16 protein-coding genes and 1 pseudogene are annotated in these 20,995 nt (G+C 72.4%); 7 read left to right on the top strand and 10 right to left on the bottom strand.

What is annotated here, in order from left to right:
• Positions 1 to 3: 3 nt before the first annotated feature.
• Positions 4 to 1,125, top strand: coding sequence for an acyl-CoA desaturase (locus ASD33_RS24100; protein WP_056564264.1), 1,122 nt, complete (start codon positions 4 to 6; stop codon positions 1,123 to 1,125).
• 53 nt (positions 1,126 to 1,178) lie between these two features.
• Here the strand turns inward: ASD33_RS24100 and ASD33_RS33690 are convergent, their stop codons facing one another.
• Complete coding sequence (locus ASD33_RS33690; protein WP_242427247.1) at positions 1,179 to 1,919, bottom strand: IS30 family transposase; 741 nt, start codon at positions 1,917 to 1,919, stop codon at positions 1,179 to 1,181.
• 449 nt (positions 1,920 to 2,368) lie between these two features.
• Between ASD33_RS33690 and ASD33_RS24090 the strand changes: the two genes are divergently transcribed.
• The 3 genes and pseudogenes from ASD33_RS24090 to ASD33_RS24080 form a co-directional block, all read left to right on the top strand.
• Positions 2,369 to 3,613: an MFS transporter gene (locus tag ASD33_RS24090; RefSeq protein ID WP_056564258.1), complete on the top strand. Its 1,245-nt coding sequence runs from the start codon at positions 2,369 to 2,371 to the stop codon at positions 3,611 to 3,613.
• A gap of 82 nt (positions 3,614 to 3,695) precedes the next feature.
• Positions 3,696 to 4,118, top strand: coding sequence for a heme-binding protein (locus ASD33_RS24085; protein WP_056564255.1), 423 nt, complete (start codon positions 3,696 to 3,698; stop codon positions 4,116 to 4,118).
• A 201-nt stretch (positions 4,119 to 4,319) separates the two neighbouring features.
• Positions 4,320 to 5,072: pseudogene (locus ASD33_RS24080) on the top strand (aldo/keto reductase); the annotation flags it as partial.
• A 15-nt stretch (positions 5,073 to 5,087) separates the two neighbouring features.
• Here the strand turns inward: ASD33_RS24080 and ASD33_RS24075 are convergent.
• The 3 genes from ASD33_RS24075 to ASD33_RS24065 form a co-directional block, all read right to left on the bottom strand.
• Entirely contained in the window at positions 5,088 to 6,260 is a 1,173-nt protein-coding gene (locus ASD33_RS24075; RefSeq protein ID WP_056564252.1) for an alpha-hydroxy-acid oxidizing protein, read from the bottom strand.
• Between the two features lie 153 nt (positions 6,261 to 6,413).
• Complete coding sequence (locus ASD33_RS24070) at positions 6,414 to 7,517, bottom strand: hypothetical protein (protein ID WP_056564246.1); 1,104 nt, start codon at positions 7,515 to 7,517, stop codon at positions 6,414 to 6,416.
• A 108-nt stretch (positions 7,518 to 7,625) separates the two neighbouring features.
• The gene (locus ASD33_RS24065; RefSeq protein ID WP_056564243.1) at positions 7,626 to 8,393 is read right to left on the bottom strand and encodes an NPP1 family protein; all 768 of its coding nucleotides are present in this window, start codon (positions 8,391 to 8,393) and stop codon (positions 7,626 to 7,628) included.
• A 114-nt stretch (positions 8,394 to 8,507) separates the two neighbouring features.
• Here ASD33_RS24065 and mgt point away from each other — a divergent pair, with 114 nt between their 5' ends.
• Both mgt and ASD33_RS24055 read left to right on the top strand, forming a co-directional pair.
• Positions 8,508 to 9,710 (top strand): macrolide-inactivating glycosyltransferase, encoded by a 1,203-nt coding sequence (gene mgt, locus ASD33_RS24060; protein ID WP_056564241.1) that lies wholly within the window; start codon positions 8,508 to 8,510, stop codon positions 9,708 to 9,710.
• A gap of 97 nt (positions 9,711 to 9,807) precedes the next feature.
• Positions 9,808 to 10,206, top strand: coding sequence for a DUF4440 domain-containing protein (locus ASD33_RS24055; RefSeq protein WP_056564238.1), 399 nt, complete (start codon positions 9,808 to 9,810; stop codon positions 10,204 to 10,206).
• A 55-nt stretch (positions 10,207 to 10,261) separates the two neighbouring features.
• Here the strand turns inward: ASD33_RS24055 and secD are convergent, their stop codons facing one another.
• Positions 10,262 to 12,655 carry a protein translocase subunit SecD gene (secD, locus tag ASD33_RS24050; protein WP_079044971.1) on the bottom strand — a complete coding sequence of 798 codons (2,394 nt, stop codon included), beginning with the start codon at positions 12,653 to 12,655 and terminating at the stop codon, positions 10,262 to 10,264.
• Between the two features lie 153 nt (positions 12,656 to 12,808).
• Positions 12,809 to 13,297 (bottom strand): hypothetical protein, encoded by a 489-nt coding sequence (locus ASD33_RS35555; RefSeq protein ID WP_157870074.1) that lies wholly within the window; start codon positions 13,295 to 13,297, stop codon positions 12,809 to 12,811.
• Between the two features lie 205 nt (positions 13,298 to 13,502).
• Here ASD33_RS35555 and ASD33_RS24045 point away from each other — a divergent pair, with 205 nt between their 5' ends.
• The gene (locus ASD33_RS24045) at positions 13,503 to 14,210 is read left to right on the top strand and encodes a lysophospholipid acyltransferase family protein (RefSeq protein ID WP_056564229.1); all 708 of its coding nucleotides are present in this window, start codon (positions 13,503 to 13,505) and stop codon (positions 14,208 to 14,210) included.
• 122 nt (positions 14,211 to 14,332) lie between these two features.
• Here the strand turns inward: ASD33_RS24045 and ASD33_RS24040 are convergent, their stop codons facing one another.
• The 4 genes from ASD33_RS24040 to ASD33_RS24025 all read right to left on the bottom strand — a co-directional run bounded on the left by ASD33_RS24040 (position 14,333) and on the right by ASD33_RS24025 (position 20,812).
• A complete protein-coding gene (locus ASD33_RS24040) occupies positions 14,333 to 17,182 on the bottom strand; it encodes an FG-GAP-like repeat-containing protein (protein ID WP_242427241.1) in 2,850 nt (949 codons plus the stop codon).
• Positions 17,183 to 17,804: 622 nt separating this feature from the next.
• Positions 17,805 to 18,728, bottom strand: coding sequence for a glutaminase (locus tag ASD33_RS24035; RefSeq protein WP_056564224.1), 924 nt, complete (start codon positions 18,726 to 18,728; stop codon positions 17,805 to 17,807).
• Positions 18,725 to 19,825, bottom strand: a complete 1,101-nt coding sequence (locus ASD33_RS24030; RefSeq protein ID WP_056564222.1) for an enoyl-CoA hydratase/isomerase family protein — start codon at positions 19,823 to 19,825, stop codon at positions 18,725 to 18,727. The genes ASD33_RS24035 and ASD33_RS24030 overlap by 4 nt, the downstream gene beginning before the upstream one ends.
• A 303-nt stretch (positions 19,826 to 20,128) precedes the next feature.
• On the bottom strand, positions 20,129 to 20,812 hold the full coding sequence (locus ASD33_RS24025; protein ID WP_056564219.1) for a GNAT family protein: 684 nt from the start codon (positions 20,810 to 20,812) through the stop codon (positions 20,129 to 20,131).
• Positions 20,813 to 20,995 lie beyond the last annotated feature (183 nt).

Below are 20,995 nucleotides of genomic sequence, written 5' to 3'. Positions count from 1 at the left end.
ACCTTGACCGCTATCGACCCCACCGCCCACCTGACCGCGGAGCAGATCGAGGAGCTTGGCCGCGAACTGGACGCGATCCGCAATGAGGTGCTCGCCGGCCGCGGCGAGAAGGACGCCGCCTACATCCGTAAGGTCATCTCGGCCCAGCGCAAGCTCGAGCTGGTCAGCAGGGGCGTGCTGCTGTTCTCGATCTTCCCGCCCGCGTGGCTGCTCGGCACCGCCGGTCTGTCCGTGGCAAAGATCATGGACAACATGGAGATCGGCCACAACATCCTGCACGGCCAGTGGGACTGGATGCGGGACCCGAAGATCCACTCCACCACCTGGGAGTGGGATCACGTCTCGCCGTCCGAGCAGTGGAAGCACTCGCACAACGAGCTGCACCACACGTACACCAACGTGATCGGCAAGGACAACGACCTCGGCTACGGCATCATGCGCGTCGACGAGGACCAAAGGTGGCACCCGTTCCACCTCGGCCAGCCGCTGTGGAACTTCATCAACGCCTGTTTCTTCGAGTACGGCATCGCAGCGTACGACCTGGAGCTCGGCAAGAACCTGCACAAGCGCCGCCGCAAGAACCCGGAGTTCCGCGCGCGGGCCAAGGCCGTGGGCCGCAAGATCCGCAAGCAGGTGCTCAAGGACTACGTGATCCACCCGCTGCTGTCGGGCCCGTCGTTCCTCACCACACTCGCCGCCACGTTCACCGCGAACCTGGTCCGCAACATCTGGTCCCACTCGGTGATCATGTGCGGGCACTTCCCCGAGGGCGTGCAGGTCTTCGAGCGCCGGTCGATCAAGGGCGAGACTCGCGGCCAGTGGTACCTGCGCCAGATGATGGGCTCGGCGAACATCAGCGGCAGCAGGGCCATGCACTTCATGACCGGCAACCTGTCGCACCAGATCGAGCACCACCTGTTCCCGGATCTGCCGAGCAACCGGTACGCCGAGGTCGCGGTGAAGGTGCGCGCGCTGTTCGAAAAGTACGAGCTGGAGTACGTCACCGGGCCGCTGCCCAAGCAGGTGTTCTCCGCGTGGCGCAAGGTCTTCCGGCTCTCGCTGCCGAACAAGAAGCCCAAGGTCAACACGTCGGATCGCCGCAAGCAGGAGCTCGTCGCGGCCTGATTCCCGGTACTGTTTCAGACTTTCCGGCCGGACCGGCGGCACCGCCGGTCCGGTCAGCTGCGGTGGAACAGGTCTGCGCCTGCCGACCGGTGCCTTCGTGTTGGCTGCCGATCGAGGGTCTTGCGGGGGCGGTCATTGGGCTCCGCTGCGACGGCGACGAGGTCGGCCGCGGAGTGGATCGACAGATCTGTGCCCTTCGGGAAGTACTGGCGGAGAAGGCCGTTCGTGTTCTCGTTCGTCGGCCGCTGCCAAGGGCTGCCGGGATCGCAGAAGAACACCGGAATGTTCGTGGCGCGGGTGGACTCGTCGTGGCGGCCCATCTCGCTTCCCTGATCCCACGTGAGCGAGCGCGCAAGCGAGACGGGAAGGTCTGCGAAGGCGCGGACGAGTGCGTCCCGGGCGTGCTCGGCGCCGCGACCGTGGGGAAGGTGGACAAGCTTGACGTAGCGGGTGCTGCGGTCGACCAGGGTGCCGATGGCGGACCGGTTGTCCTTGCCGACGATCAGGTCACCCTCCCAGTGCCCGGAGGCCGTCCGGCCGGCAGCTTCGGCGGGCCGTTCGTTGATGGTCAGGCCGGTGACCCTGCACCGGGTGAGGCGCTGGTCGGGGCGACGGCGTTTGCGCCGGTGCTTCCGACGGGTCCGCAGCTGGCCCGGAGCACGTTCCAGACCACCGCGGTGAGGCAGGTAGATCGCCTGGTAGATGGTCTCCGTGGACAGATGCCGTTCGGGCTGCCCGGGGAATGCGGCCGGCCGCGCGCGGCTGGTCTGTTCCGGGCTCCAGCGTTCGCCCAGGTGCAGCTCGACGAACTACTTCAGCTCCGGATCACGCCGGAGCTTTCCCTCCTTCGACCTGGCTCGTCGAGCCACGGCCCGGCGCTGGGCCCGGAAGGGCTGGTAGGCGCCGGTGACGGGGTTGCTGTTGCGGTGCAGCTCGCGGCTGATCGTGGACGGGTCCCTGCCCGGCCGGCGGGCCAAAACACACCGTTGAAAACATCCATTCCTGCTGATCAGACGGACACCCTGCCTGTACCGCCAGCAGACGAGGAAGCTGTCGAGCCAGCTGAGCCCTGCCCCAGCCATAGCAGTACCAAGCAGCCTGCGTCGCCCCCACGGTCGACTTCACCCGCGAACACCGCCACCCAGACCCCACCGACTATCCGCGCTTGCACTTATCACGCGCATGCAACTATTGTGAGGGCATGCAAAGGGATCGTTCAAGCAATTCCGCAAGGGGGCGAGCCATGCCGCTCGCTCTGCTCGCTCTGACCGTCGGGGCCTTCGGTATCGGTACGACTGAGTTCGTGATCATGGGTCTGCTGCCCCAGATCGCCGCCGACTACGGGGTCACCATCCCCACCGCCGGCCTGCTGGTCACCGGCTACGCACTCGGCGTCGTCATCGGCGCTCCGCTTCTCACCGCGTTCGGGACCAAGGTCAGCCGCAAGCGGATGCTGATGCTGCTGATGGGCCTGTTCGTGCTCGGCAACCTGCTCTCCGCACTCGCCCCTAGCTTCGGGCTGATGCTGACCGGCCGGATCGTCGCCTCGCTCGCCCACGGGTCGTTCTTCGGCATCGGGTCGGTCGTGGCTGCCGAGCTGGTCGCGCCGGACAAGAAGGCCGGCGCGATCGCCACCATGTTCACCGGCCTGACCGTCGCCAACATCGTCGGCGTCCCGCTCGGCACCTTCATCGGGCAGGCCGTGGGCTGGCGCATCACCTTCGCCATCGTCGCCGCGCTCGGTGTGATCGGATTCCTCGGCATCGCCAAGCTCGTCCCCGCCATGCCCCGCCCCGAAGGCGCTCGGCTGCGCGGCGAGCTCAAGGCCTTCCGCAACCCGCAGGTCCTGCTCGCGATGGCGATGACCGTGCTCGGCTTCGGCGGCGTCTTCGCCGCGATCACCTACATCGCACCGATGATGACCCACGTCGCCGGATACGCGGACGGCTCCGTCACCTGGCTGCTCGTCCTCTTCGGCATCGGCATGTTCCTCGGCAATCTCCTCGGCGGCCGGTTCGCCGACCGCGCGCTGATGCCCATGCTGTACACGGCGCTCGGCGGCCTGGCCGTCGTGCTCGCCCTGTTCACCGTGACTGCCCACAACAAGATCCTCGCCGCGATCACCATCCTCCTCGTCGGCGCTCTGGGCTTCGCCACCGTGCCCCCGCTGCAGAAGCGCGTCCTCGACCAGGCCCACGGTGCTCCGACGCTCGCCTCCGCCGTGAACATCGGCGCCTTCAACCTGGGCAACGCGCTCGCCGCCTGGCTCGGCGGGCTCGTGATCGCCGCCGGCCTCGGCTACACCGCCCCGAACTGGGTGGGCGCCGCCCTCGCCGCCGCGGCGCTGGGCCTCGCCTTCTGGTCCGCGGCCCTGGAACGCCGTACCCGCGCCGCCGGGACCGACGCTCCCGCCGTCGAGACCGGATCTCCCGCCGGGGCCGCCGGTACGTCCGTCGGTACGTCGGCCGGCACGCCCGTGCACCACTGATCCCCGGCTCCCCTCACGTCCCTCCGTCCCCTTCCTCCTTCCCTTCCCCTCCCCTCCCTCCGCCCCCTCAAGGAGCAGCGCCATGAGCACCACCGCCGTCATCCCGCTCAGCACCACCGACGCCGAGACCCTGATCAGCGCCGCCCGGAACGCCGCCGAGGCCGCCGGGGTCACCGTCAGCGTCACCGTCCTGGACGCGGGCGGGCAACTGCTGGCCTTCCGCCGGGACGACCGGGCGGTGCTGATCTCGGGCGAGACCAGCACCCGCAAGGCGTACACCGCGCTCCAGCTGAACGCCCCGACCGCCGACCTGGTCGACCTGGTCAAGCCCGAAGGACCGTTCCACTCGCTGCCCACCGCGCTCGACCGGCCGCTGCTGTTCATCGCCGGCGGCGTGCCCGTCCACCGCGACGGCCGTCTGATAGGCGCGATCGGCGTGGGCGGCGGCGCGCCCGAGCAGGACCACGGCTTCGCCACCACCGCGGTCGAGGAACTCTCCCGATGACCCGCACCCCGCAGGAGATCTTCGCCGACCACGGCGCCCGCCTCGGCACCGGCGACCTCGACGCGATCAGCCGGAACTACACCGAGGACGCCGTCTTCCTCACCCCCGACGGCGTCCTGACCGGACGCGAGGGCGTCAAGGAGGGCATCGGCCGGCTGCTCGCCGACCTGCCCGACGCCGACTGGCGGCTCACCCCGCAGTGTCCCCGACGACGAGACCGCCGCCGCCGTCTCCACCGCCCTCGAAACCGGCTACCGCAGCATCGACACCGCCGCGATCTACGGAAACGAGGCCGGCGTCGGCCGCGCGCTGGCCGCCTCCGGGCTGCCCCGCGAGGAGCTGTTCGTCACCACCAAGCTGTGGAACGCCGACCAGGGGCACGACGCCACCCTGCGCGCCTTCGACGCCAGTCTCGCCAAGCTCGGCCTCGACCACGTCGACCTGTACCTCATCCACTGGCCGACGCCCGCCCGCGACCTATACCGCGACTCCTGGCGCGCCCTGGAGCGCCTCGCGGAGGAAGGGCGCGCCCGCGCCGTCGGCGTCTCCAACTTCGAGCCCGACCACCTGCGGCGCCTGATGGCCGGTACGACGCTGGTCCCGGCCGTCAACCAGGTCGAGCTGCACCCCGGCCTGCAGCAGAGCGCGCTGCGCGCCTTCCACGCCGAGCACGGCATCGCCACCGAGGCCTGGAGCCCGCTCGCGCAGGGCGCCGTCCTCGACGACCCCGCCGTGAAGGCCATCGCCGCCCGTCACGACAGGTCCCCGGCCCAGGTCGTCATCCGCTGGCACCTGCAGCTCGGCAACATCGTCATCCCCAAGTCGGTCACCCCGGCCCGGATCCGCGAGAACTTCGACGTGTTCGGCTTCACTCTCGCCGACGAGGAGATGCGGGCGGTGGCCGCGCTCGACCGCGACCTGCGCACCGGCCCGCACCCCGACGAACTCAACTGATCCCGTAGGGATCCCCTAAGGGCGGACGGCGCGCAGTGCGCCGTCCGCCCTCAGCGATTCCAGGGTCGGGTAGCCGTCGACCGCCATGATCAGGTCCGCCTCCGCGAGCAGGGAGCGCAGGACGTGGACGATGCCGTCCGTCCCGCCGAGCGCCAGCCCGTACGCGTACGGGCGGCCCACGCCCACCGCCGTGGCGCCGAGCGCGAGGGCCTTGACGACGTCGGCGCCGGTGCGGACGCCGGAGTCGAAGAGCACGGGCAGTCCGTCGGCGGCGGCGACCACCCCGGGCAGGGCGTCGAGGGCGGGCAGCCCGCCGTTGGCCTGGCGGCCGCCGTGGTTGGAGCAGTAGATCCCGTCGACGCCGCCGTCCCTGGCCCGGCGGACGTCCTCGGGGTGGCAGACGCCCTTCAGGACGATCGGCAGGTCGGTGAGCGACCGCAGCCAGGTCAGGTCGTCCCAGACCAGCGGGTTGCCGAAGACGCCCGCCCATTCCAGGACGGCGGCGCGCGGGTCCTCCTCCGGCGGCTTCGCGAGGCGGGCCCTGAAGACGGGGTCGGAGGTGTAGTTGGCGAGCGCGTGGCCGCGCAGCTGGGGGAAGTTGGCGGTGGCCAGGTCGCGCGGGCGCCAGCCGGTGATCCAGGTGTCGAGGGTGACGACGACACCCCGGAAGCCGGCCGCTTCGGCGCGGTGCACGAGGCTTTCCGCGAGAGCGCGGTCGGTGGGGGTGTACAGCTGGAAGAGGCCCGGGGTGTCGCCGAACTCGGCGGCGACCTGCTCCATCGGGTCGACGCCGAGCGTGGAGGCGATCATCGGTACGCCCGTGCGGGCGGCGGCGCGGGCGGTCGCCAGGTCACCGTGCCGGTCCTGGGCGCAGAGCCCGATCACGCCGACGGGCGCCATGAAGAGCGGGGACGGCAGCGTGAGCCCGAACAGGTCGACGGAGAGGTCGCGTTCGGAGGCGCCGACCATCATGCGGGGGACGAGCCCCCACTGCCGGAAGGCCCGGACGTTGGCCTCCTGCGTGTACTCGTCGCCCGCGCCGCCGGCGACGTAGGACCAGAGCGAGGGCGGGAGCGCCGCCCTCGCCCGGCTCTCCAGTTCGGCGAAGGTCATGGGCAGTTCGGGGAGGACGCCGAAGAGCCCGTCGAAGTAGATCTCGTGCTGGTAGTCGCCGTACTTCTGGGGCATGGAGGAGTGTCGTCCCTTCGGGTCCTGCCGGCGCACTCGGGTCACCGGACGGTGAGGGGGCCCATCGTGCCCGTCCCGCGCGCGCGTGACCATGGATCGGTCGTGGGCGGCCGGCCCCGGCGGGCCGCGCACCTCCTACGGCGGTCGGGGTCGCTACGTACGCGACGCCGTCCCGCATCCGCCGTCAGCGGCTCCGGTCAGCTCGTCCATCGGCCGGACGCGGTCGTAGGGGTCGACGGTCCCGTTCTCCGTCGCGCCCTCGCCCTGCCGGTCCGCGTCGAACTCGGGGGCGAAGTAGCCGGTGTGGCCGTCGCAGCCGCCGTTGGTCATATGGGTCTTGTAAGAGACGAGGGAGAGGGTCCCCGGCTCGGTGATGATCTTCGACGGGTCGTCCCAGTTCAGCACGATCTCCCGGCGGACGATCGTGCGCGCGATCTCGTCGCCGCCCGTCGTCCCGCGCGTGACCGGATAGACGTAGGTGACGTCGGTGGTCACCTGGAGGGCGCCGTGTTCGCCCTCGCCGTACGAGATCCGGCCCCGGGTCTTCACCACGTCGCCGGCCACGCGCGCGCGTGCCGGGTCGAAGCGGCTGAAGAGCAGGAGCGGATCGTTCTCCTCGGTCGGGGCCTCGAAGGAGGCCTTCAGGTAGTCCTGGACGTCCCGCTGGTGCGGATTGAGCAGGGCGGTCGCCCGCGTGGGCCGCCCGCCCCGCCACACCGCCGGGTCCAGACTGGAGGCGACGAGGAAGTCCCGGGAGCGTCGCAGGGCCTGCGCCACCTGCGCCTCGCTCATCCATCCGGTCGCCCGGGCGGCGGGGACGGTGATGCCCGCGGCGCCGTTCGCCCAGCGCGCCGCGGGCGACCCGCGGAAGGGTTCGCCGAGCGTGGGCCGGAGGGCCGGTTCGACGGGCGGGGCCTCGGTCGGGCGCTCCGACTCCTGGGCGAGCGGTGGCCCGGCCGGAGCGCCGTCGCCGGACGTTCCGATCACCCGCCAGGGGTCGAACGCCACGACCAGGAGGGCCACGGCGGCCAGGAACCCGACCACGTACCAGCCCTTGCCCCGTCGGCGCGGGGGCGGTGTGTACGCACGCCAGGCGTGCGGGTCCGCGGGCCGCTCGGGCGGTCGTCCGGTCACGCTCCGGGCCCGCGCCGAGGGCTCCTCGGGCGCGTCCGGCGCTCCCTCCACGGAGTCCCGCAGGAACTTGTCCCAGACGTCGTCGGGTACGGACGAACCGTCCCGCTCGCCACTCGCGCCCACACCGAACTCCCCGCCCCGAAGCGTCGAACACCCCTTCGCCCCATGTCGGGGCACCGCATGATCGCACAGCGGCCGTCCGGGCGGGGGCCGGCCGCACGGCCCGGGCCGTCAGGCGTACGGGTCGAAGGGGATGCCCGCGGGCTGGGCCTTGGCCAGGTGGGCGGCGAGGTTGGCGTCCTTGAGGCCGAAGACGGCGCTGCCGAAGTCGGCCTGGCTGAGCTTGTCGCGCAGGCCCGGCGGGTAGCCGTTCCAGCCGACCAGGGTCGGGAACTGCCAGGTGTGCTGGTGGTTCTCGGGCGGCTCGTCGTTGGTGTTCGCGGGCCGGAAGCAGTGCGTGCCGATGCCGTCCTTGTGGTAGACGACCTTGGGGTGGGTGCCGTCCCAGCGGATCGCGTCCCGGCCGTAGATGTTGAAGTTGCCGTGGGCGGAGGTGGAGACGTACCGCGCCTGGTCGTTCTGCACCCAGACCACGACGTGCTCCCAGTCGTGGCGGTGCCCGCCGAGGCTGCTTCCCCACACCGCCTGGTCCTTCTCGAAGTACAGGCCGTAGATGATCGCGCACCAGCCGTTGTTGCACTTCGCGCGGGAGTAGCCGTTGGTCTGGGTGAGGTCCCAGGAGTCGCGGCACTGGCTGTTGACGGTCCCGGAGGGGTTGAGGCCGCCGTTGAGCGTGCCGTCGGGGCCGATGGCGGGCGTGGGGTAGCAGCCGTCCGTGTCGTAGTCGAAGGCGGGCTGGAAGGTCCGCTCCATCACGTCGGCGTGGCCGGGCAGGGCGGCCGGCGGTGCGGCGAACGCGCTGCCCGGGAGGGCGATGAGCAGAGTGAGGGCGCCGGCGAGGGCGAGGGCGCCCCTGGCGGCGTACGCCTGTGTCTTCACGGTGTCCCCTAAGTCGGACGGCTTGGCACGACGGGCGCCATATTGGCATGGACAGAACACTGCCGACAGGGGAATTCATTAGACGATACGTATCGTCTCGCTTAAGGTGGCGGCATGACCCACACCACGGCCCCCTCCCCCGCCCACATCGCCATGTTCTCCATCGCCGCCCACGGCCATGTGAACCCCAGCCTGGAGGTCGTCCGGGAGCTCGTCGCCCGCGGACACCGCGTCAGCTACGCCGTCCCCGCCTCCTTCGCCGAGAAGGTCGCGGCAACCGGGGCGACCCCCGTCGTCTACCGCTCCACCCTGCCGACCGACGAGGACCCCGAAGCCTGGGGCACCGAACTCATCGACCACCTCGAACCGTTCCTCGCCGACGCCGTCCAGGCGCTGCCGCAGCTCACCGAGGCCTTCGCACAGGACCGACCCGACCTGGTCCTCCACGACATCACCTCGTACCCGGCCCCCGTCCTCGCCCACACCTGGGGCGTCCCGGCCCTCTCCCTCTGGCCGAACCTCGTGCCGTGGGAGGGATACGAGGAGGAGGTCGCCGAGCCGATGTTCGCCGAGCTCAAGGCCTCACCCCGCGGCAAGGCCTACTACGCGCGCTTCGAGGCCTGGCTCGCCGAGCACGGCATCGACACCCACCCGGACAGGTTCGTCGCCCGCCCGCGCCGCGCGCTCGTCCTCATCCCCGAGGCACTCCAGCCGCACGCCGACCGGGTCGACACGACCGTCTACACCTTCGTCGGCGCCTGCCAGGGCACGCGCGCCGAACAGGGCGGATGGCAGCGCCCCGCGCACGCGGAGAAGGTGGTCCTGGCCTCCCTGGGCTCCGCCTTCACCAAGCAGCCCGGCTTCTACCGGGACTGCGTCGAGGCGTTCGCGGAGCTCCCCTCCTGGCACCTCGTCCTGCAGATCGGGAAGTTCGTCGACCCGGCCGAACTCGGCGCGCTTCCTCGGAACGTCGAAGTGCACTCCTGGGTCCCCCAGTTGGCGATCCTGCGGCAGGCGGACGCGTTCATCACCCACGCGGGCGCCGGAGGCAGCCAGGAGGGCCTGGCCACGGCCACCCCCATGGTCGCCGTCCCACAGGCCACCGACCAGTTCGGGAACGCCGACATGCTCCAGTCGCTGGGCGTGGCACGGCACCTGCCGATGGAGGAGGTCACCCCGGAGCGGCTGCGCGAGGCGGTGCTCGCCCTCGCCGGTGATCCCGAAGTGGCCCGCCGCGCGCGGGAGGTCCAGGAAGCGATGCGGCGCGAAGGCGGCACGCTCCGGGCGGCCGACCTGATCGAGGCCGAACTGGGCTGACGGCCGGCCAGGGGGCCGGTCGGGCCGGGCGGGCCGGCCTCAAGCAGGGCGGGCCGGCCCTCGGCGAAGAGGCTCGGACACCCCGTAGGGTCCTGTCATGTCCAAGACTCAGATAGACGCGGTGACCGCCGAGTTCTACGGCGCGTTCGACAATCGGGGCGGCAAGGCCCCCGACGTGGACCGGATCCGCCGGCTGGTGCTGCCCCGGGGCGTGATCGTCTGCACGGCGCCCACGTTCACGGCGTACTCCGTGGAGGAGTTCGTCGTCCCGCGCGAGCGGCTGCTGACCGACGGGCGGCTCGTCGACTTCTCCGAGTGGGAGACCTCGGAGGAGACCCGGATCGAGGGTGACATCGCCTCGCGCTTCGGCACGTACCGCAAGTCCGGGGTCCTGGACGGGCAGCCCTACGAGGGCGAGGGCACGAAGACCATGCAGTTCGTCCGGACCCCGGACGGCTGGCGGATCGCCGCGCTGTCCTGGTTCGACCGGCCCTGACCGGGGCGGCGGCCCGTCCCCCGGCGCACGGGGAGCGGGCCGCCGCCGTGCGCGGTCAGACCACGGCGCCCACGCCCCGGCGGGGTGCCGGAGCCGGGGCGGGAGCCGGATGGCGTGCCTCCAGCGCCACCGCCAGCGGCATCGCCGTGAACACCGTCGACGCCATACCGAGGACGACACCCGCGAGCAGCGCCACCGAGAAGTCGGTGAGCGAGTCGCCGCCCAGGACGGCGAGCGCCGCCAGGACGAAGAGCGCGCCCATGCCGGTGTTGACGGTACGGGGCAGGGTCTGGGCGACGGCCCGGTCGGCGAGGTCGGGCAGCGGAATCCGCCCGCCGCGACGGCGCAGTTCGCGCAGCCGGTCGAGGACCACCACCGAGTCGTTGACCGAGTAGCCGACGACCGTCAGGAGCGCGGCCAGGAAGACGCTGTCCACCGGCTTGCCGAGCCAGGCGAACAGGCCCACGACCAGCAGCACGTCCTGGGTCATCGCCGCCACGGCGGCCGTCGCGTACGTCCAGCGGAAGCGCACCGTCAGATAGAGGAGCTGCGCCGCCACCGCCAGGCCGAGGGCGATCATCGCGTGGGTGCGCAGCTCCCCGCCCAGGCTCGGGCCGATCAGGTCGTCGCGCTCCACCTCCACGGGGCCCGCCACCCGGGTGAGGGCCTCCCGGATCTCGCGCTGTTCCTCGTCCCCGGTCTCCCGGACGCGCACGGACACCTCGCCGCGCGCCGTCCCTCCGCCGCCGTCGGCGGTCTCGCCGCCGCCCGTCGTCTGCACCACGGCGTCGGGGAAGCCCGCGTCGGCGACGGCCGCGCGCGCCCGGTCGGCGTCCACCGGGCGTTCGGCCGTGTACTGGACGACCCGGCCGCCGGTGAACTCGACGCCGAACTCCAGGCCCCGCACCCCGATGCCCGCCAGGGCCACCAGCAGCAGCGCCCCGCAGGAGAGCAGCCAGCGGCGCCGGTGGGCCATCAGGCGCGGAACCCGGCGGGTCAGCCGGGTCCGCAGCCGGCCGAGTGCGGCGATGCCGGTGACCGAGGGCCGTCGGCGGACGGCCGGCAGGCGCAGTGTGAGGTCGGCGAGGAGCCGGGTGATGACCATCGCGCTGAGGAGCGAGGTGATGACGCCGATCGCGAGGGTCACGCCGAAGCCCTTGACCGGGCCGGAGGCGAAGACGAACAGCAGCCCGGCCGCGAGGAGGGTGGTGATGTGGGAGTCCGCGACCGCGCTCCACACCTTGCCGAACGCCGTCTCCAGCGGCCGCCGGGGATCGCGTGCGGCGGTCCGGCCGAGGGCCGCGTACTCCTCCCTGGCCCGTTCGAAGACGAGGACGTTCGCGTCGACGGCGATGCCGATGGCCAGGACGAAGCCGGCGAGGCCGGGCAGCGTGAGGGTGGCCCCCAGGGCGACCACGGCGGCGTAGGAGATCAGCCCGTACAGGAGCAGGGCGACGGTCGCCAGGAAACCGAGGAGCCGGTAGAGCAGCATGACGAACAGGCCCGTGCAGGCGAGGCCGATCACGGCGGCGAGGGCGCTGGCCCTGATCGCCTCGGCGCCGAGCGTCGGTCCCACGGTGCTCTGCTCGACGGTCGTCACGGGGACGGGCAGCGCGCCGCCCTGGACGAGCGCCGCGAGGTCGCGGGCCTCCTGGCCGGAGAATCCGCCGGTGATCTGCGCGGAGCCGCCGCCGATGCCCGCGCCGCACGGGACGCCCTGCTGCATGGCGGGCGCCGAGACGACGCGGTCGTCGAGCACGATCGCGACCCGGCGCGCCGGGTCGCCGGGCGCCGCGCAGGCCGCGTCGCCGGTGAGCCGTGCCCAGGTGCCGGCGGCGGAGTCGCGGAAGGAGAGGTCGACGGTCCAGCCCCGGCCGTTGGTGGCGTCGAGCACGGCCTCGGCGCTCTTGACGCCGTCCCCGGTGAGCGCGGGGGCGCCCAGGGCGAGGAAGGCGCCCGGCGCGTCGGGGTCGGCGAGGACCCTCGTCCCGTCCTTGGCGGCCGGCGCCCCGGGCCCCTGGGCGGTGCCGGTGACGGTGTGGAAGGTGAGCTGCGCGGTACGGCCGATGACGTCGGCGGCCTCGCGCGGATCACGCAGTCCGGGGAGTTCGACGACGATGCGCCGTTCGCCGGAGCGGGCGAGCGAGGGTTCGGCGACGCCGAGGCCGTCGACGCGTTTGCGGAGCACCTCCAGGGCGCGGTCGGTGGCCGCCGCGTCGGCGCGGACGGTGGGGCCGTCCTCGGTCTGCAGGACGATCCGGGTGCCGCCCCTCAGGTCGAGGCCGAGCCGGGGCGGGGTGGTCAGGGTGACCCAGAGGGAGACGGCCACGACGGCGAGCGCGAGGAGCGCGCGCCAGACGACGGACCGGGAGCGGCGCGCCGGTCGAGAGGGACGTGCGGGACGGGAACTACGGGCGGGGCGAGAGGGATGAGTTGTACGTGGGGACACGGGTGCTCCACAGGCAGCGCACGGCGGCGGCGCCCGCCCACGCACGCGCGTGGGGGCGCCCGCCGACCGTGCCGGGCGTACGGTCGGACACGCGTCGTGGACCGGTCCGGTACGCGGACATGCCGAGGACCCGGACGGCGACGCGGAGGAACGTCAGCTGTGCCGGGCGGCGGGGGGACCTCGGGGGACGCGGGGGCCCCGGGGAGCGGTGGGCGGGGCGCGCTCGCGCCGGGGGTCCCCGGCCAGGACGCCGCGCGCGGGCGGCCGGAGGTCGGCGGGAACGGCGGCCGTGGCCACAGGTGTTCCCGGGAACCGCACGGGGTTCTCGACGGCTGCCGCGAGGCGTGCGACCGAGGTCGTCGCGAGCTGCGGGTCCGGGGGCGCGATGTGGTGAGTGGCGGCGGGGGCCGACGGGACGGCGGGAGCCGGGGCGCCCGGGGCCGTACCCGGTGCCGCGCTCTGAGCCGTGCCAGGAGCCGTTCCCGCGGGCACGGCCGGTGCGGGTGCCGATCCCGCCGACGCCACCGCTCCCGTCAGGGGTGCCCCCTGTGCCTGGGGCGCCGGGAGCAGCAGGAGCGACCAGATCGCGCAGAGGATCGCGGGCAGCAGCGTCGCGAGCCGTCGCGTGGAACGTCCCTTCACCCCGCCCCTCCCCTCGTGCCCGTGCGTCCCGTGTGTCGGGTCGGCCGGGCCCAGCGTAGACCGGACGGAGAACGGCCCGGCCACCGAGCCCCGCCCGGTGGGCCGTCGAGTACGTCGACTGAGTACGGGTGCTCATGCGGGGCGCGGCCGCCCCTCGCACGATGGACGGGTCCGCGCCTCGTCCTCGGAGCCAGGGGGCCCTTCCGTGCTCAGCCGCATCGCCGCCCATGTCGTCCCGTTCTTCGGGCGGCTGACCGTCACCGCCGACCCCGGGGCCCGTCTGGAACCCGGCAGCATCCTGGTGGTGAACCACACCTCGACCGCCGACTCGGCGCTGGTGCTCGCCGCGCTCCGCCGCCGGCTGGCCGTGGAGCCCGTCCTGCTGGCCACCGCCGGGCTCTGGCGGGTCCCGCTGCTCGGCCGGGCGCTGACCCGCGAGGGGTACGTGCCGGTCCACCGCAACACGTCACGGGCGGCCGTCGCCCTGGACCACGCGGCGGTCGCGCTCGCCTCGGGGCGGCACGTGATGCTGTACGCGGAGGGGCGCATCCCGCCGCGACGGGACGCCGGCGAGTGCCCGCCCGAGTCGTTCCGTACCGGGCTCGCCCGGCTCGCCGGGGCCACGGGGGCGCCGGTCGTGCCGATCGGTCAGGCGGGTGCCCGGCGGATCACGTCCGGCGGGCGGACGAAGCAGATCGCGGGGGTGCTCACGGCGCCGCTCCGCAGGCCGGGACTGCATGTGCACATCGGGACGCCGCTGCGGCTGCCCGCCGACGTGGCCGCCGCGACGGCGCTGGCCCACGGAGCGGTCACGGAGGCGTGGCGGACGGCGGCGGGCGCGCTGGGGGAACCGGCGGCACGGGAGGGTGCCTGGTCCGCGGTGGATCGTGCACGCGACAGGGGGACCGGATGACAGCGGCGCTGACGGACGCGGCACGGGACCACTCGCCGCGTCCGCCTTGTCCGTCATGGTCCAGGCGTGCCGTCCCCGGCGTCACATCGGCCGGGGACGGCACGCGCTCCTGAGCGTCTCCGTCAGATGTGGATCTGGGAGGCCGTCCAGCCCGAGGCTCCGGTGGCGATGGTGCCTTGATCCGCCCAGCCGTTCCGGTTGAGGTAGGCGCGGAGGCTGCCGTTGGTGCCGACGATCAGGTAGTCCGCCTTGCCGTCGGCGTCGAGGTCGGACATCCGGATCTGCGAGCCCGTCCAGGAGGACGAACCCGTCGCGACGACGCCGAGGTCGGCCCAGCCGCCGTAGCCGTCGCCGCCCTTGTTCAGCAGCACCCGCGCGCTGCCTTCGGCGCCGATCACGACGTAGTCGGCCTTGCGGTCCCCGTCGTAGTCGGCGAAACGGATCTGGGAGTCGGTCCAGCCGGATGAACCGGCGGCGATGAAGCCGAGGTCCTCCCACGTCACGGTCGTTCCGGTGCCCGAGTTGCGGTAGGCGTGGACGTTGCCGTTCGCCCCGACSACGAGGTAGTCRCTSCGACCGTCCCCGTCGACATCCGCGAAACGCACCTGCCCACCGGTCCACCCGGCCGAACCGCTCGCGACGTAACCGAGATCGGACCAGGCGATCGCCCCGTTCGCACCCACCTTGTTGAGCAGAGCCCGGACATTGCCGTTCGCCCCGACCACGAGGTAGTCGCTCCGACCGTCCCCGTCGAGGTCGACATCGGCGTCGGCCACCGTGGTCGGCTCGGGCAGCGCGGGCTTGACGACGACGTTCTCGGTGATCCAGCCCTTCCCCGCGGCGCGGGCGATGGCGTCGTAGAACGCGGTCGCGATCTTGGCGTAGCCGGCGTTGTTGGGGTGCAGGCCGTCACCCAGTTCGGCGACGGTCACCGCGGAGGTGTCGGCGAGCTCGACGTGTGCCCCCTGGGCCTGGTAGCCCGACACCAGGGCGCGGACCGCGTTGTTGTAGGTGACGACGCGGGCCTGCGCGGCACTGTCGGCGTTCGGGACGATGGTGGCGACCGCCACGGTGATCCCGGGGGCGGAGGCGCGGATCCGGTCGATGAGCTGCTTCAGCCGGGTCGGCGCGTTCGCCACATCGATGTTCTTGTTGATGTCGTTGGTGCCGATCTTCAGCGTCACCACGTTGGGCCGGGCCCGGTACAGCCAGGATCCGATGTTGTCGTGGATACCGCCGATGAACCAGCCCGAGTGGCCCTCGTGGTCGGTGTCCGGGAGGGTGCCGCTGTTCATCGAGCCGACGAAGTCGACGGTGCTGCCGTGCCCCTGGAGCTTGCTCCACAGGCCAGGACGGTAGCCGTCGCCGGTGCTGCTGCCGACTCCCAGGGTGATCGAGTCGCCCAGCGGCATGACCGCCAGCCGCTGGACCTTCCACTGCGGGTCACCCGGCACCGGCGGAGGCAGCGGCGTGGGGCCGGGCGGCGGCGTGGGGCTCGGGGCGGCGACGGGTTCGCCGCGGTAGGTGTACGTGTTGAGGGCGGTGACGGCCGCCATCGGGTCGCCGTCGCGGTACTGGTCGACCGTCAGGAAATTGGGCTTCTTCCGGGCGGCCGGCATGCAGAACCGCTCCGCCCGGTTCTGCAGCTTCTCGTTGTCGTTCCTGTACGTCGGGCTCATGGGCACGTCACGGAAGTGGTTCATGACGAACAGCGGCCGAAACGCCGTCGGCTCACCGGTCACGCCCGTGGCGTAGGCCTGAGTGCTCAGCGGGATGGAGCCCCAGCGGGTTCGGCACGTCCAGTCGGACGAACCGAGCCCGGGCCCCATGGACCAGTAGTTCTCGACGGTCCAGTCCTGGTCGTGCATGACTCCCAGGGACTCCTTGTCGTCGCCCTGGCTGAACATCACCAGCCGCTTGTTCGCGTTGATCATGTCCTGGACCTTGGGCCAGCCGCGGGTCCGCACGTTCCACTCTCGGGGGTCGAAGACGAGGTCCGAGAGAGTGCCGGCCGTCTTGACGGTGCCGTTGTCGTTCCGCTCCCCGAACAGACCGGCGAGCGCCGTGCGGAGCTGGGCTCCGCTGACATGGTCCTCCATGAAGATCGTCACGATCTCACCGGGACGGCTCCGCAGGAACGAGCCGATCTCCCCCATCGGCACCGTCATGGCCTGCCGGGTCGCGGTGGCGCAGTCGGGCTTGTGGCAGAGGACGATCCGCCCCTCCTGGTCGTAGACGTCGACCATCAGCCCCCGAACGCCGTCGTTCAGCTGGGTGAGGATGCTGTGCGGCTGATTGGGGGCGATGATGTGCCCCGCGTCCTGCTCGGTGTTGCTCATGGAGTTGTGCGTCGTCAGATACGTCATCTGGTCGAACGTCCGCTCCGACGCCGCCGGCATCGGGCTCCGCCCCGGGTCGACCGGAGTGAGGTACCAGACGGTGTCGGTGGCGGCGCTGGCCGTGACGGTGATGTCCTGGTAGAGGGCGTCGGCGTTCACGGTCAGGCGCCGGCCGTCCGAGGGACGGTAGATCACATGGCGTTCGCCGCCGACGTTCGCCACGGACCACTGGGTGTCCGCGCCGCCGCAGCCCAGCAGACGTACGAAGTCGCCGTCGCGTCCGACGCACGCCCCGCCACCGGCCAGCGCGATCTCGTAACCGCCACCGGAGAGCGCTCGGAACTCCCACTGCTGGTTGTCCTCGTCGCCCTTCGGGGGACGGGTGGTCAGCGGGTCGTCCAGCGGCACCTCGATGGGGTAGATCGCGGACCCGGACATGTTGTTGCCGGTGACGATGCTCTGTACGTAGTAGCGCACCGCAGGCGCGGGCGCGGCCGACGCGGGTGCCGCCTCGACGACGACAGAGAAGGCGCCAAGCGCTCCGACGGCCATGACAGCGGCGAGGAGCCGGGTGATCCGTTCACGGAACCCGGCCCTTCTGGGTGTCCGCCGGGGGGCGGAGGAGTGTCTCAAGGGGTGTCCTTCCTGAGATGGGACATGTGCGGGCGGAGGATGCCGTTCCGGGGACGGCGGGCGACCGAGGGCTCCCCGGACGATCGCGACCGGGTACGTCGAGGCCCGCACGGCAGGTCGGGCGGGCGGTGCCCCACCCCCGTGCCGTCCGTCGCGCTCAGACCCGGCGAATCGACGGCGGGACCGACTTGGAGAGGGGCGGGCCTGGTCGAGCGACGTGCGGAAGGCATGTCGGTTCCCTTGGGAAGCATGGAAGTCCGTGACGGCCGGTCGGTGCCGCATTGATACTCCGCCCCGGCACTCACGCACCGCTTACGTCCCACTAACGCCCCGCCGCCGGGCGCGGCGGTGCTCAGCTCAGGGACGACGTGCACGAGTGGCGGCCGCGCCCGCGCACCCGGCAGACCGTGCAGGTACGGCACCGACCCGTAAGCCAGGCAGGGCCGTTGTCCACGCGGCCGGGGATGGGCAGCGTCGGCATACCGGCCCGGCCCCCGCCTGAACTGCGGACGAACGGCGGGGTTCTCCGTACGCGACCCAGCCCCTGCGTGCGGCGGGGACTTCCGGACCCGGCCGGGGGCTCAGACGACGGACAGGCCGGTGATGGTCGTGAACCGGGGTCTCAGAAGACGGACAGTCCGGTGATGGTCGTGAAGCGGTCGAGCGCCGTCACGCCCGCGACCGAGTTGCCCCGGCGGTCCAGGCCGGGGCTCCACACGCACAGGGTGCAGCGGCCCGGGACCACGGCGACGACGGCCCCGCCGACGCCGCTCTTGCCGGGGAGTCCCACGCGGTAGGCGAAGTCGCCCGCGGCGTCGTAGGTGCCGCAGGTGAGCATGACGGCGTTGACCTGTTTGGCCTGGCTGCGGGTCAGCAGCCGGGTGCCGTCGGCGCGCAGGCCGTGGCGGGCGAGGAAGCCGGTGGCCAGGGCGAGGTCGGCGCAGGAGGCTTCGAGGGAGCACTGCCGGAAGTACTCGCGCAGCAGGTCGGGGACGGGGCCGGTGATGTTGCCGTACGAGGCCATGAAGTGGGCGAGGGCCGCGTTGCGGTCGCCGTGGGCGGCTTCGGAGGTGGCCACGTCGGTGTCGAAGCCGAGGTCCGGGTTGCCGCTCTCGGCGCGCAGGAAGTCGAGCAGGTGGCCCGAGGCGTCGCCGGTCAGCCGGTGCAGGCGGTCGGTGACGACGAGGGCGCCGGCGTTGATGAACGGGTTGCGCGGGATGCCGTGCTCGTACTCCAGCTGGACGAGGGAGTTGAACGGGTCGCCGGAGGGTTCCCTGCCGACGTGGGCCCAGAGCGCGTCGCCCTCTCCGGCGAGGGCGAGCGCGAGGGTGAAGACCTTGGTGACGGACTGGGTGGAGAAGGGGCGCCGCCAGTCGCCCACCCCGTAGACGGTGCCGTCGAGTTCGGCGACGGCCATGCCGAAGTCGGCGGGGTCGCCGGCCGCGAGGGCGGGGATGTAGTCGGCGGGGGTGCCCCGCTCGGTGAGTGCGGCGATCTCCTCGGCGATGAGGTCGAGTACGGGCCGGAAGGAGGTGTCCGCGGTCACGCGCGGTCCTGAGGGCCTCGGTCCCCGGCGGCACCGCGCACGCGGGCGGCTTCGAGGCCGAGGTCGCCCTCGGCGGGCTCGGTGAAGTAGCGGGCGACGTCCTCGTCCGTGACCTCGGCGAGGGTGGCCGGGGTCCAGTGGGGGTCGCGGTCCTTGTCGACGACCTGCGCGCGGATGCCCTCGACGAGGTCGGGGGTGGCGAGGGCGGCGCAGGAGACCCGGTACTCCAGGTCGAGGACCTCTTCGAGGGTGGTGAGGGCGCGGGACCTGCGGAGGGTCGCCAGGGAGGCCTTGAGCGCGGTCGGGGACTTGGTGAGGAGGGTGGTGGCCGCCTCCTTGGCGGCGGGGGCGCCGGTGTCGAAGAGGCGCTCGACCACCTCCTCGACGGTGTCGGCCGGGTAGCAGGCGTCGATCCACTCCCGCTGTTCGGCGAGCACGCCGGCCGGGGCCGTGGCGGTGTGCCGGGCGACGGCCTCCTCGGCGGGGAGGAGGGTCAGGTCCCGGGCCAGGGCGGGCAGTCCGGCGGCGGGGACGAAGTGGTCGGCGAGGCCGGTGAGGATCGCGTCGGCGGCGCCGACGTGGCCGCCTGTGAGGGCGAGATGGGTGCCGAGTTGGCCGGGGGCGCGGCCGAGGAGGTGGGTGCCGCCGACGTCGGGGACGAAGCCGATGCCGGTCTCGGGCATGGCGACCCGGGAGCGTTCGGTGACGACGCGGACGGAGCCGTGCGCGGAGACGCCGACGCCGCCGCCCATGACGATGCCGTCCATGAGGGCGACGTAGGGCTTGGGGTAGCGGGCGATACGGGCGTTGAGCCGGTACTCGTCGCGCCAGAAGGCCCGGGAGGCGGAGCCGCCGGCGCGGGCGTCGTCGTGGATGGCGCGGATGTCGCCGCCGGCGCAGAGGCCGCGTTCCCCGGCGCCCTCGATGACCACGGTGTGGATGTCCGGGTCGTGTTCCCATCCGGTCAGGGCCGCGTCGACGGCGAGGACCATCGGGTGGGTGAGCGCGTTGATGGCGCGGGGGCGGTTCAGGGTGATGAATCCGGCCCGGCCCTCCGTCCGGAGGAGTACGTCGGCGGTTCCGGTCGGCACGATCACTCGGTCCCTTCGGTGGCGCGGTTCGCTGGTGCGATCACCGTACCGGGCGGGCCGGGGCGGTCCTCCGGTGGAGCGGGTGACCAGTGCCGGCCGGTGCCGAAGGGGGACGGCGGCGGGCGGGAGGGACTCGTCGGGCAAGGGGGCGGGAAGGACTCATCCGCTTCTCGCGGATCCTGATTGCACGGTGCGCGGTCGGTGACGGCCGCTACCCCGCGTCCTCACTGTCGAGTCCTTCCCGTCCCCTCCATGGAACCACCGCTCCGGTGGGGGCGCGAGTGCCCGCCGGAGCGGTGGTGGAGGGGGTCAGGCCGGGAGCAGGTCCTGCGGGACGCGCACCTGGCGGGGGGTGGACAGACGGAGTTCGATGATGTCCCTGACCGTGGGCCATTCCTCGTCGAGGATCGAGTAGAAGGCCGTGTCGCGGACGGCTCCGTCGAGCCCTCGGGAGTGGGCACGGCGGACGCCTTCGCAGCTGGCTCCGAGCCGTTCGATCGCGATTCTGGAGCGGGTGTTGCGGGCGTCGGCGCGCAGGGTGATGCGGCGGACGCCCCAGGCTTCGAAGGCGTGCCGGAGCATGAGGTACTTGGCCTCGGTGTTGATGCCGGTGCCCCGGGCGTCGCCGGCGATCCAGGTGTTGCCGATCTCGGCGGCGTCCGGCACGGCGGTCAGGGGATCGCCGTGGGGCAGGCCGGGGACGGGCGGCCAGACCAGCGGGCCCCTCCAGTAGTCGAGTTCGAGGAACCGGGTCGAGCCGATGACTCGTTCGTCGGCCGTACTGATCAGGGCGAAGGGCAGGGAACGTCCTGCCGCCTGATCCGCGAGGGCGCGGCCGATGTAGTCGAGGGCCGATGGGAAGCCGTCGGGCACGGGGGTGAAGGCGTAGGCCGATCGGTCCGCCCCGCCGGCCCGGGCGAGGGCTTCGGCGTGCCGCATCGCCAGCGGCTCCAGGCGCACGGAGCGCCCGGTCAGGAGAACAGGTACTGGCACGGAACCTCGGGTCTTTCACGGGCAGGGAGAGCTTCCGCCGTGGGGAGACCGCGGCGGCTGCAAGGGGGAGGTTCTCGCCGGCCCCGATCACGTCGTGAGAACGACAAATGAGCAGGTAAAACGGTTCGTCACCGGTGGCGAGGAGGACAGTATGCAGCCACAAGCGCTCGGAGAACAGAACCC

The organism is Streptomyces sp. Root1304 (assembly GCF_001426405.1).
In the GTDB taxonomy this organism is placed as follows: Bacteria; Actinomycetota; Actinomycetes; order Streptomycetales; family Streptomycetaceae; genus Streptomyces.
This window is presented reverse-complemented; position numbering and strand designations above follow the sequence as displayed.

Excerpts from the sequence above, each read along its gene's own strand:
- ASD33_RS24055 (WP_056564238.1), top strand. The coding sequence starts at position 9,808 with ATGTCCAAGACTCAGATAGACGCGGTGACCGCCGAGTTCTACGGCGCG.
- ASD33_RS24075 (WP_056564252.1), bottom strand. The coding sequence starts at position 6,260 with ATGCCCCAGAAGTACGGCGACTACCAGCACGAGATCTACTTCGACGGG.
- ASD33_RS24090 (WP_056564258.1), top strand. The coding sequence starts at position 2,369 with ATGCCGCTCGCTCTGCTCGCTCTGACCGTCGGGGCCTTCGGTATCGGT.
- ASD33_RS24085 (WP_056564255.1), top strand. The coding sequence starts at position 3,696 with ATGAGCACCACCGCCGTCATCCCGCTCAGCACCACCGACGCCGAGACC.
- mgt (WP_056564241.1), top strand. The coding sequence starts at position 8,508 with ATGACCCACACCACGGCCCCCTCCCCCGCCCACATCGCCATGTTCTCC.